The organism is Rossellomorea aquimaris (genome assembly GCF_020171925.1).
Lineage (GTDB): Bacteria > Bacillota > Bacilli > Bacillales > Bacillaceae_B > Rossellomorea > Rossellomorea aquimaris_F.
The window spans coordinates 393759-409868 of sequence record NZ_JAIVAR010000001.1; the positions used below are offsets into that span (position 1 = coordinate 393759).

Annotated in this window: 18 protein-coding genes; 16 read left to right on the forward strand and 2 right to left on the reverse strand. The window is 41.9% G+C overall.

What is annotated here, in order from left to right; genetic code table 11:
* The first annotated feature begins 35 nt into the window (after positions 1-35).
* The gene (locus tag LCM10_RS01905; protein WP_224874200.1) at positions 36-521 is read left to right on the forward strand and encodes a YndM family protein; all 486 of its coding nucleotides are present in this window, start codon (positions 36-38) and stop codon (positions 519-521) included.
* Between the two features lie 114 nt (positions 522-635).
* Here LCM10_RS01905 and LCM10_RS01910 read toward each other — a convergent pair whose 3' ends face one another.
* Positions 636-2009 carry an amino acid permease gene (locus LCM10_RS01910; RefSeq protein ID WP_224874202.1) on the reverse strand — a complete coding sequence of 458 codons (1374 nt, stop codon included), beginning with the start codon at positions 2007-2009 and terminating at the stop codon, positions 636-638.
* Positions 2010-2028: 19 nt separating this feature from the next.
* Positions 2029-3273: an MFS transporter gene (locus LCM10_RS01915; RefSeq protein WP_224874203.1), complete on the reverse strand. Its 1245-nt coding sequence runs from the start codon at positions 3271-3273 to the stop codon at positions 2029-2031.
* Between the two features lie 354 nt (positions 3274-3627).
* Between LCM10_RS01915 and LCM10_RS01920 the strand changes: the two genes are divergently transcribed.
* The 15 genes from LCM10_RS01920 (at position 3628) to LCM10_RS01990 (ending at position 16085) form a co-directional block, all read left to right on the forward strand.
* Positions 3628-4923: a hemolysin family protein gene (locus LCM10_RS01920; RefSeq protein ID WP_412103371.1), complete on the forward strand. Its 1296-nt coding sequence runs from the start codon at positions 3628-3630 to the stop codon at positions 4921-4923.
* 471 nt (positions 4924-5394) lie between these two features.
* Entirely contained in the window at positions 5395-5934 is a 540-nt protein-coding gene (locus LCM10_RS01925; RefSeq protein ID WP_224874207.1) for a DUF402 domain-containing protein, read from the forward strand.
* Positions 5935-5957: 23 nt separating this feature from the next.
* Positions 5958-6479, forward strand: a complete 522-nt coding sequence (locus LCM10_RS01930) for a cysteine hydrolase family protein (RefSeq protein WP_224874209.1) — start codon at positions 5958-5960, stop codon at positions 6477-6479.
* 133 nt (positions 6480-6612) lie between these two features.
* Positions 6613-7650 (forward strand): serine hydrolase domain-containing protein, encoded by a 1038-nt coding sequence (locus LCM10_RS01935; RefSeq protein WP_224874210.1) that lies wholly within the window; start codon positions 6613-6615, stop codon positions 7648-7650.
* A 16-nt stretch (positions 7651-7666) separates the two neighbouring features.
* Positions 7667-8218: a GNAT family N-acetyltransferase gene (locus tag LCM10_RS01940; protein ID WP_224874212.1), complete on the forward strand. Its 552-nt coding sequence runs from the start codon at positions 7667-7669 to the stop codon at positions 8216-8218.
* A gap of 42 nt (positions 8219-8260) precedes the next feature.
* Positions 8261-8785 (forward strand): histidine phosphatase family protein, encoded by a 525-nt coding sequence (locus LCM10_RS01945; RefSeq protein WP_224874214.1) that lies wholly within the window; start codon positions 8261-8263, stop codon positions 8783-8785.
* Between the two features lie 93 nt (positions 8786-8878).
* Complete coding sequence (locus LCM10_RS01950) at positions 8879-9301, forward strand: VOC family protein (RefSeq protein ID WP_224874216.1); 423 nt, start codon at positions 8879-8881, stop codon at positions 9299-9301.
* Between the two features lie 191 nt (positions 9302-9492).
* Entirely contained in the window at positions 9493-10416 is a 924-nt protein-coding gene (locus LCM10_RS01955; protein ID WP_224874218.1) for an AAA family ATPase, read from the forward strand.
* Positions 10413-11513 carry a DUF58 domain-containing protein gene (locus LCM10_RS01960; protein WP_224874220.1) on the forward strand — a complete coding sequence of 367 codons (1101 nt, stop codon included), beginning with the start codon at positions 10413-10415 and terminating at the stop codon, positions 11511-11513. Before LCM10_RS01955 ends, LCM10_RS01960 begins: the two co-directional genes overlap by 4 nt.
* 105 nt (positions 11514-11618) lie before the next feature.
* A complete protein-coding gene (locus LCM10_RS01965; protein WP_224874221.1) occupies positions 11619-12560 on the forward strand; it encodes an RNA polymerase sigma factor in 942 nt (313 codons plus the stop codon).
* Positions 12561-12790: 230 nt separating this feature from the next.
* Positions 12791-13291 (forward strand): GNAT family N-acetyltransferase, encoded by a 501-nt coding sequence (locus LCM10_RS01970; RefSeq protein ID WP_224874223.1) that lies wholly within the window; start codon positions 12791-12793, stop codon positions 13289-13291.
* A 110-nt stretch (positions 13292-13401) separates the two neighbouring features.
* Positions 13402-14196 carry a protein phosphatase 2C domain-containing protein gene (locus LCM10_RS01975; RefSeq protein WP_224874224.1) on the forward strand — a complete coding sequence of 265 codons (795 nt, stop codon included), beginning with the start codon at positions 13402-13404 and terminating at the stop codon, positions 14194-14196.
* A 52-nt stretch (positions 14197-14248) separates the two neighbouring features.
* Complete coding sequence (locus LCM10_RS01980; protein ID WP_224874226.1) at positions 14249-15013, forward strand: phosphotransferase family protein; 765 nt, start codon at positions 14249-14251, stop codon at positions 15011-15013.
* Positions 15014-15057: 44 nt separating this feature from the next.
* On the forward strand, positions 15058-15885 hold the full coding sequence (locus LCM10_RS01985; protein ID WP_224874227.1) for a DUF4037 domain-containing protein: 828 nt from the start codon (positions 15058-15060) through the stop codon (positions 15883-15885).
* A 17-nt stretch (positions 15886-15902) separates the two neighbouring features.
* On the forward strand, positions 15903-16085 hold the full coding sequence (locus LCM10_RS01990) for a hypothetical protein (protein WP_224874229.1): 183 nt from the start codon (positions 15903-15905) through the stop codon (positions 16083-16085).
* The last annotated feature ends 25 nt before the right edge of the window (positions 16086-16110 follow it).

The following is a 16110-nucleotide window of genomic DNA, read 5'->3' on the forward strand; positions in this document are numbered from 1 at the left end:
TAAATGGAGAAACATAAGGGCAGGAGGGATTGCACTTGAGAAATGCTAAAGCACTCGCGATTAAATTTATCGCCACTTTTGTCCTTTTATTTTTAATCCTTGTCGGAGTCGAAGGCATGACGTTTGGAGAGATTTTCTTATTATCAATGATCCTGAGTGTGGTTTCATATGTACTTGGTGATTTGATCCTCCTCCCTCGTACAAGCAATACGATATCAGCGCTGGCTGATTTTGGACTTGCATTTACGATCGTTTACTTCCTGACCGGGGGAATGACGGGGGGAAGCACGTACTTAATAAGGTCTATCGTGGCTGCACTAGCCTTGACGGTGTTTGAACTGTTCTTTCACCGCAATATCCTGAGGGCAGTTTTATCAGGTAGAAGAAATAACAAACGTGAAGCTGTAAGAATGGCACCGGCCAAGCTACGATATCAAACAGAAGCTTCAAAAGAAATCCATCCTGAGTTTCCTACTAAGCCCACCGATGAATTTCATTTGAAAAACAGGGACAAGGAGTAACTCTAAAAAAAACCTGATGGTATCCATACCATCAGGTTTTTTGTGTTTATAGAGTGTGGTTTAACAACCATCCCCCTCTTTTTAAATGACTGAACAGCTCACGAGATGCCCCGCTCAAGAATGAAGGAAGGGGTCATCCCTTTTCCATTTCCTGTTTAGATAATAAGCGACAACCGCTATCGCTGAAACAAGCAAAAGTGATAGGAAAAAACCGTACCTGACCTCTGGTTCCAGGAGGGTACCTGTAACGGCTAATGAAAGTAGAAGTAATCCTGTTATCCCTAGAATTTTTCCCCAAATCCGCAATCGTAACACTTTAAATGCAGAGATGATGATGAATGCCCAGTTATATAAAAGCAGGATACCAGCAGCCGTGGTGATATATTCAAATACCTTCCCTGGCAATAACAGTGCCGTAATGACTGAAGCAACCAATCCGAGCGTCGCCAATGCCAATGATGGGAGGGGGAGGTCCTTATGTGCCTTCCACTTCTTTTGGAAGATCTTCGGGGCATCACCGTCTTTTGAGAGTGTAACCAAAAGGTTGGTGACTCCGAATAGAGATGCGGTCAATGCTGAAAAGCCGGCGATGATGATGGCCCCATTAAAGACATGAGGGAAGAATGGAAGGTTATACAAGCTTAAAGCAGATACAAAAGGGCTTTCCTTATCATTGAATGCCTCATGGGCTGTGAGCACTACCGCAAGTACGAGAGAAAGTGAATAAATGATGGTCAGCACAAGGAGCATAATATTTCCTGATTTAGGCGCATCTTTTTTGTCTTTCAACTGCATCGCCATTAACCCGATTACCTCAATCCCGCCATAAGCATAGAAAGCATAAATCAGAGAAGACCAAAAACCTTTCAAGCCTTCTGGCATTGAATGTTCAAGACTGAATGAAAAGTGCGGGACTTGGCCACTCCCCTCAATGGTGCCAGTGATCGCTAATAAAGCCACGATGATGAACATGATGATTGCAGCCGTCTTGATCAGAGCGAAAATGTTTTCGGCTCTGTCAAAGCTTTCGGTTCCCAGGAAAACAATAAGAAGGGAAAGAACGGCATAGCCGCTTGCAAACATCCAAAGAGGGATATGGGGAAACCAGAATTGTGAAAGGATCGAAAGGGCTGTAAGCTGACTGCCCATGATTAATATATTTGAACACCAGTAATTCCAACCACAGCTAAAGCCTGCCCATTTTCCGAATGCCTTTGCCGCATAATAACAAAATGAACCTTCCTGTGGATCTTCAGCAGTCATCTTGCCGAGAAGATTGTACACGGTATACGTCCCGAGTGCGGCGAGAATAAAGGACAATACAATGGATGGGCCAGCATAACGAATGCCTATGGCAGAGCCTAGAAAATAGCCTGTACCGATCGTACATCCTGTGCCGAGAAGGGATAGATGCCACCAGGACATCTTCCCTTGCCCACTTGTACTTAACCTCTTAGTTTGTTTGCAGCTCTGGTATTGGTCAGACATCCAGTCACTCCTTTATAAATCAGATGGTTGCCTCTTTCAATCTGGGTTTTTCATCAGTCTTGATAAATGCAAAAACCAGCCCAACGATCACCAATGCCAAGATACCCGCACCGATGAAACTGGCATTAGGGTAGGATTTCATAAAGATCGACATAAGTGGAGGACCGGCCGCCACCCCGATGAACCGTGATGAACTGTAGAAAGAAGAGATGGTTCCCCGTTCTTCCTTTTCGATATTTTCAGTAATGATTGCATCCAAAGTAGGAAGCATAAGGCCGATTGAAAGACCTAGAAGGCTGGTGATGATAAGTAATACTATCAATTGGTGACTCGTGTATCCCACGAAAGACACACTCACTCCTGTCATGACAAGACCAATCATCAACAGTTTTTTCATCAAACCAATATCCCCTTTTATTTTCCTTCCCGTCACAAAAGAGGAAATACACAGGGAAAGTAGCGGGATAGCAAGAATGAAGCCTTTTTTTATCCCTACTAAATCGTGGACCTTTTCAAGCATGTCTGACAGGTAAAATAGAACGGAAAACAGTACATACATAATGAAAATACCAGCGGCAAAGACGGTAAAAATCCATTTGCCATCATCTTTGAAGATATTCACTGTCTTGGTTATGAATTGTTTGATTTCAGGAGGATCTTCCTTTTTCTTAGGGATCTTAATGAAAAATAGTACCAACAAAATCGAAATCAAACTGAAAATTGAAATCGAGAAGAAGGGAAGGTACCACAGAAAAGCGGCAAACGTAGCACCCAAGATGGGGCTGAGTACTTTCCCGAATGTGTTCGATGTTTCAATGATGCCAAGACAAGAGCTCGTTTTCTCGTCATCATCCTTATAGAGGTCCCCCACAAGCGGCAGAATGATCGGTGCAGCCCCTGCTGCTCCAATTCCTTGAAGGACTCGACCGATGATAATCCATGTAAAAGGCTCACTGATCTTCCAGGACGCGTATCCAGAAATGAGCCCGCCGATTAAAGCAAGGATAAGGCTTGGAAGGATGACTATCTTTCTACCGTAGCGGTCTGACAAATAACCTGCGATTGGAATCAGAAAAATGGAAGCGATCGAATAGGAAGTAATGATCATACTGGTTTGAAATGATGTGATCCCGGCTTTCTTTTCAAAGATAGGGAGTACAGGGATCAGCATTGAATTGCCAAGCGTCATGACCAGTGGAATGGAAGCCATGCTGATCACGCACCAATTACTGACTTTATTGCTACTTTTACACTGATCGTTCATGTTGCCACCTCATATAAGGGATTAGAAGATACAAAATAAGTATTTGGACATTCATATGAATTCATACACTGCTGTTACCTCGTAGTGTGTTTATCATTAAATCATTAAATAAGTGCAGATCAGAAATATGCTATCGGGAAAAGTGTCAAATTATTATTCCCTACTATTTTGTTTTCATAATGAGGTTAGGGGTTCTTACCATTTAAATCGATTGATGGAAAGCAACTGTTTTTTTATCTAATCGACAGGGTATGGTATAAAGCGAAACCAACGTGGAATGAATAAAGGTTAAAGGTTGATGCTCGTAAGTACATGTATTGACGGAGGTGAACGTCTTACCATGTAGGACGGTACATAATGATTTTAAATTTCTTTTTGTTAATGGTATTAATCGCGCTTACAGCGTTCTTTGTAGCAACGGAATTTGCCATTGTAAAAGTAAGGACATCAAAAATCGATCAACTTATAGCAGAAGGGAGAAAGGGAGCCGTATCAGCCAAAAAGGTGGTTTCGCATCTGGATGAGTATCTATCCGCGTGCCAGCTGGGAATCACGGTAACCGCGTTGGGCCTCGGTTGGCTTGGTGAACCAACAGTGGAGGAGTTATTGCATCCACTATTTGAATATATCAGCCTGAATGATTCCTTGACGGATGTTTTGTCATTCGGTCTTGCCTTCGCTTTCGTCACATTTTTTCACGTTGTCGCAGGGGAGCTTGCACCAAAGACAGTTGCGATACAGAAAGCGGAAACCATTACCTTACTTTTCTCGGGTCCGATCATCCTCTTTTACAAAGTCATGTTTCCTTTTATTTGGTTGCTTAATGGCTCGGCGAGGGTGTTTGTGGGATTATTCGGAATAAAGCAGGCATCTGAACATGAGTTGGCTCATTCTGAAGAGGAAATCAGGATCCTTCTTTCGGAGAGTTATGAGAGCGGTGAAATCAATAAGTCCGAACTTCATTATGTAAATAATATCTTCGAATTCGATGAGCGGATTGCTCGTGAAATAATGGTTCCCCGGACGGAAATGGTGACCATATCAAGGGGGGCGACATTCAAAGATATTAAAGAAATCATTTCCTCTGAACATTATACCCGCTATCCAGTTGTAGAGGATGGGGATAAAGATCATGTTCATGGATTCATCAATGTAAAGGAGCTATTGACGGCGAGACTGGTCAATGAATTGGAAGGAGAGAATCTCGAACCGTTCATCATCCCCATCATCCGAGTGATCGAAACCATCCCTATCCATGACCTACTTGTAAAAATGCAGAAAGAGCGTGTTCACATTGCACTATTATTAGATGAATATGGAGGAACTTCAGGATTAGTGACTGTTGAAGACATCATTGAAGAAATCGTTGGTGAAATCAGGGATGAGTTTGATCAGGATGAAATCCCTGAAGTGCAGAAACTTGGAGAAAATCACTATATTATTGATGCCAAGCTTTTGCTTCATGAAGTAAATGACCTCCTGAAAACCGATTTATTTCATGACAGTATCGATACCATCGGCGGTTGGTTTCTTGAAGAATGCATGAAACAACAAAACAGGGAAATCAAAACGGAAAACGGATTTGTGTTTACCGTCCATAAGGGTGATGATCATCATATACAATTATTGGACGTCAAAAAAATTGAATGAATGAACAAGAAAAAGACTCGATCATGATCGAGTCTTTTTCATTCTATATGTTGGTGTATATAGTAATTGTTAGGTCGTCTTATCGATAAGCATTTCGTAGTGAGGGGAATTCATGTCCTTCATGAACGTGTGAAGTTCCTCTTTTGTCTTTTCATCAAGCCCTTTGTATATGAGAAAGGCTTGGGTCTTTTCAGAAGTAATCATCTTTCTGTAAAGTTTAGAAATTTTTTTACTCCTGTGGGTGTCCATTCAATCCATCCACTCCTTGATAATTGATTAAAATTATTATAATCATTATAAGCTTGTTTTTTCAAGATATTACACTAAGTTGTTATTAAAATATCATATTTTGATACCGCTACAGTGTTTCATCATGATGGTTGCGATTATACCATAACGTTCAAAAGATGTTGAGTCTGTTATTTACTTCCATTCTTGTTTAATATGGAAGTAAATAACAGGGGGGATCGAATGAAAAGAAAATATGGAAATTACCCCAACTGGAAAAGAGTCCTTAGAAGGGAATATGCAAAGACATACATAGATCAATGTTCTTTTAAAGGCTACGTCACTTTACTGAACATGAAAGAAGTCGCAGAACCACTAATGGTGAACTATGGAGGGAAGGAGATTTGCATCGCTGATAACGGGTACTCTTGGCTTCAGCACTTTCCTGAGCATCAATCCTTTTCTCTTTCTACGATTTTTAATGAACATGGTGAAATTATGCAGTGGTATATTGATATTTGCTTTGAAATTGGGGTGGAGGATGGAGTTCCGTGGATGGACGATTTGTACCTTGACATTGTGATCCTTCCAGGTGGTGAAGTCATCCATCTTGATATCGATGAACTGGAAGATGCATTAACGGACTCGATCATAACGGAGAAGCAGTATGAATTAGCCTGGGAGGAATTCAATCGGATCAATCGGTTGATTGATAGGGGAGAATTCCATTTGGTTAAGCTGGCTCATGTACATAAACAGATGTTGGAGCAGATCTTGGAATAAACATGGTAAGGGGGAGAACGAGAGTGAAAACAGCATTATTGGTCATAGATGTTCAAAAAGGGATGTTCCTTGAAGGAAGCCCGGTAAAGAATGGGCAGGACTTGATTGTGAAAATGAAGAGCTTGCTTTCAAAAGCGCGTTCCAAGGGCATTCCCATTTATTATATTCAGCACAATGAAACAGAAGGTGCACCACTTCAAACTGGGACAAAGGGATGGGAAATCCATGACGATATCAAGCCTACCAAAGATGATGTGACAATTCAAAAGACGACACCTGATTCATTCCATGGAACATCTTTGGAAGAAGAATTGAAAAAGAGAGGGATAGAACATCTCATATTGACAGGAATTCAGACGGAAATCTGTGTTGATACAACATGCAGACGTGCATTCAGCGAAGGGTATAAGGTGTCCGTCGTATCTGATGCGCACGGAACTTGGGACACAGAGGATCTTACTGCCGAACAGATCATCAACCATCATAATGGTGTGTTGAGGTGGTTTGCAGACATTCAGACTGAGAAGGAAATCACATTTGGCTGACGGTTTCAGAGGCCGGCATGAGTGGTTGTTTTCATGGTAGACCATCATTCACTACTTGGCTATTGTAAAGATACCAGATATGAAGAGTTGCCGTGTTTCATGCAAAATAGATCGTAATAGGGGTGCCCACTTTATGAATAAAATACAAGATTTTCTAACAAAAAAAGAATCTCCTGCAATGGAAGGGTTGTATGAGTACGTAAATGGAGTGAAAGATCAAATTTCAGCATCATCTGCAGCTATTTATATCATCCAGGGGGATCAGGTAATTGGGGAGTGGTATGCAGGTGCTGATCCTTCCACTCAAAAAAAGGCTGATGAAGAAACCAGATATAATGTTTTCTCTGTTCGAAAAAGCTATATCGGTCTTGCCGTGGCAATTCTCTTAAAAGAAGGGAAGATTGCCAGTATCGATGAACCGGTTTCAACGTATTTAGGTGATCATGTTTTATACGAAGGGCTGACCATCCGGCACCTTGTCACTCATACACATGGGCTTGATGAAAAGCAGGGAATCTTTTCAAGAATCCACCCTGTTGGAGAGGGATGGGATTACAATAACGGAGGGTTATCATTATTATATGAAATCATCAGGAAAGTATCTGGGAAAACGGTAAGTAAGATCCTTGATGAACATGTTTTCAATATCCTGCAATTTACCGAAACGGGTTGGGAAACGAAATGTAGTCCCACGATGACGGCTGATGTGAATGAGCAGTGCGAACCTACAATCAGGCTGGGAGACGACACAGGCTTCGAAAGAAATTTATTCGTCAGTGCAAGGGAGCTTGCTCACTGGGGGTATTTGCACCTTAAGAAAGGACGGATTAAGGGGACAAGGGTCCTTGAGGAATCGTTGTTCGATGTGAGTACGGCCATACACACACCTATATCATTTAAAAATGGTCCACAGAACGGATTCTTTTGGTTCCAAAACGAGAATAACTTTCATCTGAGCGAACTTGGAGAAGAGTTGCCACCTGGTTCCTATCAGATTCTTGGAGCTTCAGGCTGCACGTGCCTGGTCATTCCGGAATACGAAGCGGTTGCCGTTAGGATGTTAAATAAAAGGGGAAATCCACCTGGTTATGATTATCTTAAAGATGTTCAAACTTTTGGTAACCGTGTGAATGCAATACTGTCAAATCAACTCCAAGGAACAAGATCATAAAAAAGGGGGGCAGGGATTGGACATTCCAGAACAATCATTGGGAACTGAACGGTTGAAGCTAAGGGAAATGGTACAAAGTGACTGGAAGGACATACACGCATATGCTTCCAGAGAAGAGGTTTGTCAATATCAGCCTTGGGGACCGAATACGATTGAAGATACTCAAACTTTCCTGAAGGAAGTATTGAATGATGCAAATAACTGTCCCAGGACGAGATACACCTTGGCCATTGAGTGTAAAGAAGAGAAGCGACTGATTGGGGCAATAGAATTGACCATGATGAACCAACACAGAAGTGGTGAAATCGGTTATATCGTCCATCCTGATTATTGGGGCAAGGGGATCGCTACAGAAGCTGCAAAACAGATGATGATCGTTGCTTTTCAATATTTTAAATTACACCGGATCCAAGCGACTTGCGACCCCAACAATCATGCATCAGAACAGGTGTTAAAAAAGATTGGGATGAAGAAGGAAGGCATAATGCGTGAGAATATGCTGATTAAAAATGGCTGGAGGGATTCAGCGATTTACAGTATTTTGGAAGATGAGGTTGGAAAGCTGTAGATATACAGTGATTTATAATATGGGATATAAGGGGGACGTTTCATGATCTACGTTGTCAGGCATGGGCAAACCGACCACAATAAAGAAGAGAGGCTGCAAGGAAGGAATGGATTGCCACTCAATGATACAGGCGTACGTCAAGCAGAACGTGTTAGAGAACGCTTAGTAGGCATTGAGTTTGATTTTGTATATTCCTCACCACAGGAAAGAGCCGTGGAAACAGCGAAAATATCAACGGGGATGATGCCAATCATTGACCAGCGTCTGGATGTGTACGATCTTGGGGAAGCAGATGGATTAAGAAAGCATGAAGTGGAACTTGATGGCATTCTTCCAGATAGGAATGTGTATCGGGGGATGGAAGATTTACAATCATTTATTGAGCGAGTTTTCAGCTTCATGAAGGAACTGAAGAAAAATGCAGGGGACAGAGATTTTAATATACTCATTTCAGGACATAGATGTACGACGGGAGCTGTCGGTTCCTATTTTGAAGGTATTCCGAGAGATAAAAATATATTGAGGTATTCTTCAAACAACGGCGATTACAAACTATATTCTTTTTAAGCATTTTAGCATGGGATAATTTAATTTTTGGAAATAAAAGGGATAATCGTCTTGATTGGAGAATTGGTTACTAATAGTGAAGGAGGGATACTTATGCAAGAAAGCTTAATTAGGATTGGCACCACCTATGTTCCAGTAACCGATGTTGAGCGCGCATCTGATTGGTACGTCTCGAACCTACAGGCAGTGATGAACTATAAAGATGAAAGCAAAGCAATCCTTAATTTGGCCAATCAGAGCCTGTTCCTTGTAAAAGGAAGAAAAGGGGAGACCGCAAATTTCTTTGACCATAAAGGAAATGAAAGGTTTTCGATGACGTTCGAAGTGGATGGATTGACTTCACTGAGAACGCTTCACGAGCAGTTTGTTGAAAAAGGAATACAGGTTGGTGAAATTGAGGACAGAGGGCATGCAGGCAGGAATTTCGTCTTCTCTGATCTTGACGGGAATCGGTTTGATGTCTGGAGTGAACTGAGTCCGACTTTTAAAGAACGGTTCCTTCTAGCGGATAATTAGAGATTTGCCATACACAAAAAGGTCCAACTAGGTTGGCCTTTTTAATTGATATTTAAAGCAATCCAATCGACAGAGCATGATTGGACCGGGAAAATGTCTATGTCTACTTGGAACTTGAATTATCAAAATAGTAAGATAGTAATGTTTTATCACGTGCTTTTACTATAAATAATAGAGTCGAGGTGGTTAATATGCTTAGGGATATTGTGAAAAATATATCAAAGGTCATGATCGACAAAGAGACGGAAATTGAATTAATGATTATCGCTATATTGAGTGATGGACACATCCTGCTTGAAGATGTTCCCGGTACAGGGAAAACGACGATGGCAAAGTGTTTTTCAAAAAGCATCGATGGAACATTCAACCGACTCCAGTTCACTCCTGATACACTTCCTTCAGACATCGTCGGCCAAGAATATTTTGATGTGAAAACGAGTGAATTCAAGGTTAGGAAGGGGCCGGTATTCAATCATATCCTGCTCATCGATGAAATTAATCGTGCGGTTCCGCGTACGCAATCGGCCCTACTTGAGCTTATGGAAGAAAAGCAGGTCACACTCGGGGGAGTGACTCACCCCCTGCCAAAACCGTTCTGTGTCATCGCTACTCAAAACCCATTTGACTCCATCGGGACATTTCCGCTGCCCGATGCACAGCTGGACCGTTTTCTATTGACAATCAGACAAGGCTATCCCTCACCCGAGAAGGAAAAAGAGATGCTGAGAAGATTCCGTTCGTCCGATCCTTTTGACATAATTAGGAGTGTCATAACCACTGAAGAAATTATCCAGTTGAAAGCTCGAGTGCGAGAAGTGATGGTATCCGAAGATATTGAAGACTATGTAATGGAGATTGTCCAAAAAACAAGGAAGCATGCATTCGTCGAAATCGGAGTAAGCCCGCGGGGGGCACTTGCTTATATGAGGGCGATTCAATCAAGGGCTTTTCTTCATGGTCGTGATTTCTGTACCCCGGATGATGTCAAGGCACTTGTCATGCCGCTTCTGGCCCATCGGTTATCATTGAATGTAGAAGGAGAAGTGAAAACCTCCAAAGAAGCGATCATAGAAGAAATCCTTGATAACACTTCTGTGCCAGTAGAAACACCATGAAGGTCCATAAAGAGACACCGTTCATTTTTGTCCCACTCGTCTTGATTCTGGATATCATTCTGTTGCTCGTAACCAGCTTTGCCGGATATCCCATCCTTGTATTCGTGTTTTCCCTTATTTTATCAATGGCTCTCCTATCGCATCTATATCTCAATGCTCAATACAAGAAAGTAACTTGGAGTTATAAGATGTATCACGACTCGTCGAGTATCGATGATAAGATTGAGTGCTATATTGAGGTGGAAAATCACTCTTCCCTTCCGATTTATCACCTTAAATTGAACATAGAAAGCAAAAGCGAACAAGAGTTGGTATTTACGGATGGGGACCAATGCAGCAGTATGCTATCCATACATAGTAACCTACCTCGAAAATCTAAAAAAACAATCGTCGTATCTTTAAAGGGGGTAAGCAGGGGGTATCATCAATGGAGCAATTTGGAAATCATTGTGAGAGACCCGTTATTGCTTCAAGCTGTCCGTCTCGAATATGAACAAAGTAAGCTTCCCCGGTTCAAAATCGTCCCGAAGATGTATAAGCTAAATGATTTGAAATTGACCTCCATGCTTCAAGGATTCAAAACGACGAATCACTCCTTGTTCATGGACGAGACCAGCATCATCGGAACGAAAGAATACGAGAACGAGAGTTTCAGGCATATCCACTGGTTGGCATCCGCAAAGGAAAATAAGCTATTGGCGAAAAAGTATCAAAAAGTTCACGGTGACCTTTATTCCATCTTCCTAAACCTGGTCGGGGCAGGGCCATTTCACCTGAGAAGAGATCTGGAGGAACTCATTGAGTATACAGTTGCAGTCTGTATCCATTTGATAAAAGAAGGGTGCAAGGTTGAACTTTGGGTGAATTATTCGACTGGGCAGCACGAAATATTAAGGCTAAAGAATGATGGTGACACTTCTCAATTACGAAAGATCATCACCTCCATGGCCTTGATCAATCCAAATGGGACATTCTTTCCTACCGACCACTTCTTTGCCCATTCCATTCGCTTAAAGGATTCGAGGTCAATGGGGTTAATCATTGGGAATCCTCCGGAACCAAGGCTTCGTGATCAACTACTTCATATCAGGAAATAAAACAGGAGGATATTCCATACAAAAAAATAACAAGAATTTTATTAGCAAACCGTATAAATTTACTCTTCTCATTCGTTATATAACTAAGAACGGAAATGGGAGGTCATGATGAACCGTATAAATGAAGTAAAAGTGACGTCATTCATTGAAGAAAATAGAAAGTTGCATAAGGAGTTCAATGACATCGTGAAGGAATGTAAAGCCGATCTATGGACATACTGCCGTTATGTTACCGACTCCCCATGGGACGGTGAAGATTTGTTTCAAGATACATTGCTGAAAGCATTTGGAGGATTCCATCAACGATTTCATCCCACCAACCCAAAAGCATATTTATTCAGAGTCGCCACTACTACGTGGATCGACCAGTGCCGTAGAAAACAAATGTTTGTTGGTGAACTGAAAGAAGAGCATGCCCCTCGTGAGGACTTTCATGATGACTTGGAATTGAAAGAAGTATTAACGTATTTGGCGAAACGATTTCCACCTCGTCAGGCAGCCCTTTTCTTTTTAAAAGAAGTATTTTCCTTCACGGCAGAGGAAGTGGCGGGCATGATTCATACGACTGCAGGTGCCGTTTATGCAACCGTATGGAGGATGAAAAAAAAGCTAAGGGATTCCGACTTTGAGCGAGATATTCAAGTAAATGAGCATACAAAGGAACTCGATCCGATCATTAAGGTTTATCTAGAAGCAATAAATGAAGGAAACGTAGAAGGAGTATTGGCACTCCTCAGCGAAACGGCCAATACCGATGCTCCATTAGGTTTTCAAGAATTCTCAACGGACGAAATGCGTTCTGGCTCAATGAAGTATGGCCTTCCAGGATTCAGGGCAGAGCCGTACATGCTTTGGGGAAGGGAAGTCATCGTTGTTTTCCATGAAGGGCAATGTGGACCTGAAATCCACGATATTCAATGTCAAGAAATAGAAAATGGGAAAATTGTCTATCATCGTAGTTTTTATTTTTGTAAAGAATTCATCCTCGCGGCATCAGAAGCTCTTGGGTTCGCCCCTCAGCTTGAAAAGCCAGTGGTGGATTGGTGATGAGAACCTAATGAAAACTAGTTAGGATAGCATGAAAAGCGAGTACATAGTCGTATTCGCTTTTTTATATACGGAAAATAAAACAGGAAAGTCTGCGTAAAGAGGTAAAGGGAAATTTGCCTAGAGGAAATTTATGTTAAAATATTCGTAGGTTAATATGGATTCAAAGAGAAAATGCAGGAACATAAAAAAGTTTGCTCGTAGCTTCTAAGAGTAAGAGGAGGTTCGTCATGAAAGTCAGGAAGATTGTATCTGAAGATGCAGAACAGTTCATCCAGGTAGTCAGGGAAGTGGAATCACAAGCAGACTATATGCTTATGGGACCCGGTGAACGAAGCATGAACGTGGAGCAACAACGAAAACTGATCAATCGCATACATACTCAGGAAAATGCGGTAATTCTGGCTGCAGAGGAAAACAATCGTTTGATTGGTTATCTGATGGCAATTGGCGGAACCGTATCAAGAAACAGGCACTCCGCTTATATTGTAGTCGGCATCCTTCGCGAATTCCGGGGGCAAGGAGTCGGGACAAGGTTATTTCAAACGCTTGAAATATGGGCGAAACAACAAGGTATTAAACGCTTGGAACTTACGGCAGTCACTAAGAACACTGCTGGAATTGCACTCTATCAAAAAAGTGGATTCGAAATAGAAGGAACAAAGCGAAAATCTCTGATCATCGATGAAGAATTCCATGATGAATATTATATGTCGAAGATCATTCTTTGAGGTACTAGGTCCGTCCTTCCTCATCGATGCCTGGCATTTCTCCGGTGAAGTGAGATTAGAAGGAATTGAAAGGATTGTAGGGCAATTATGATGGAAAGGGAGTATGGAGTATGAACACATTCAGTTGGACAGGCAGCAAAGAAACGTATGTAGATGAGGCGTTCATAAAATCGCTAGATGAGATCGTGATCGGGTTATATGGGGGCAACTCGGCTGCAGGGCAATATAAGAATGAAGATGGTTGTCTTGTCTGGTCATCACCTGGAGAATGGGAATTTATCATGATATTGGACGGACATGATACTGCTGAAAGCGTTGAGCTTGTGATCAGGACATTCGAAAAGGAAAGAACAGATTTAACCACCATTATTGAAAAACCGGGAAAGAAAGCATTTTCACGGTTACATGATTTCATCATCGAGACATTCAGTAGTGATACGTTTAAAGAAGAAGCCATGAACGTACAGGGAGAGACTGCCTGCCTGTTCGCGCTAAGAAAAGGGAAGTATTTATGGTGGTTATCAATCGGTGACTGCCTTCTCCATCTCTTTCATCCCGAACTTTCAGTGATGGGGGAATACCAGCAAAACCATAGGAGCTTCTATGAATGGGTCGGAAAGAACAGTACATTCAATCATGAAGTCCCGACCTATAGTACTGGGATTAAAGAATTGAGAGCGGGAGAAAATCAAATTTTCCTTACAACCGACGGGCTGACAGAATGTCCGGGCACTTCATTTCATGATCCGAAAATGATCATGGGCGAGTTCACATCGGTAAGTCTTGAAGGAGGCGTCCGTCACCTGATTGGAGAGATTCAAAGAAATAATGTAAGGGATAGTACCACCATCATTACTTGGAAGGTTGGGATTGAAGGGGATTCCACGTTGCCAAGCGATTTCTAAAAGAAGAGGTTTTTTAACATAACAGAAAAAAGATAACAAGGGAGAACAGCTTATGAATGAATTGGTAGAGGAATGGATTGAGCGTGAAATAGGAAGAATCCATGAGATCAGACTCTTCCCGGAGCAGGGATGTACATCAGAAGTCAGGCTCGTTGAGACAGAAACCCAATCGTATATACTGAAAAGTTCTTATATAGAAAAATATCGAAACTGGCTAAGGGCAGAGGCAAAGGTGTTAAAGGAAGGGAAGACAGGGCAGAGGCCACTACCGACATTCTACGGATTCTGGGACGGGTCTGATGGGAGTCATATTCTCATGTCATATATCAATGGGATTTCCTTGACTTCAGCATTGAAACAAGCAGAATCCTCCAAAGAAAGGGAAAAATTGATCAAAGGCTTTGGTGAATTTCTGAATGCTTTTCATGAATCGGGGAAATCCGGAAAGCACGGGAAAGAAACTTGGCTTGATGAACAATTGAACCTTGCCAGGACATATGTTGAGAACGGGCAGTGTGATGGTGATCTACCTCTTCTTGAGAAACTCATCTTGCAGAGACCGGAACCGGTAACCCAAACGATGATTCACGGTGACTGTACAACTGATAATGTGTTGGTCGTGGATGGTGAGGTGAAAATGTTCATTGATGTGGCAGGAATGAAAATGGGAGATCCGCGTTACGATGAGGCACTTGCCATAAGGAAATTCATGCATCATGAAAAGTTTAAGGATGCATTTTATCAAGGGTATAGGAGACATCGAATTTCGGAATCTGAATTTGAATATTTTAATGAAGGATTATATGAGTTTTTTTAATCCTGACGAGGCGGTGGCAGATTGAGTGAAAGGAATAGGTGTATATGAATCATTTAAAACAGCTGTCCACAGAGATGGCAGGATTATATTCGAAGAATTCGAAAGTTGAATCCATACTCCTTGCAGGGTCGGTATCCCGGTGCTGGGAAGACGAGCATTCAGACATCGAATTACACATATTTTGGACGGAACCACCGCATGACGTCGACAGGATCGGGCCAATAAAGGAAGTGAATGGTGACATTCTATCGTTTCATCCGTATGAAGATGAAGAGTGGTCAGAAGCATATGTTACCAAAAATGGAGTGAAACTTGAAATCAGCAGTTTCCTGACCGATACAGTCGATCGGGTCGTAGGTGACGTGGTCGATGACTTTGATCCAGATTACGACAAACAGTGTATCGCATCCTCGATCCACTATGGAGAAGCATTAGTTAATGGGGCAAAGATCAACGATTTAAAACAAAAATTAAGGTTCTATCCAGATGGCTTATCGCAGGCGATGATCTTGGAGAACCTTCAGTTCGGGAACAAGTGGAATAACTGTTCAGCATTATTGCAAAGACAGGACTGGCTCATGCTTTATAGCACCATCTGTGAGGTGGAAAGAAAGTTGCTCGGGATATTATTCGGGCTTAACCAAATGTATGTTCAGCACCCTTCATTCAAATGGATGGAGAATAGTATCAATCTCATGAAAGTAACGCCTTGCAACCTTTATGATCGAATGTCGGAAATTTTGACAGGGGGACCAGAACGGAGTATTTCACAACTTACGGAGTTGATTGATGAAACAATGGATCTTGTGGAGGGGAGATATCCCGGATTGATCAAGCCTGAAGTGAGGTCGAGCATACGTTACATGAAGTGATGGAGGGAGCGCTAGAGATGAGGATGTTTATGAGAAGGAAAGGGCTGACGATCTGGTTAGCAGGAATTATCCTTGTAACGGCTATGATGATGAACTCAACTTCTTTTAAATATGCGAAGAATTCTTGTCTTGAACAGCATCTAACACCGGTGATCAAGAAAGATCTCTTTCTAATCAATTGGTCAGTCAGCTGTGAATGAAGGTAGAGGATAGCCGTATTACACA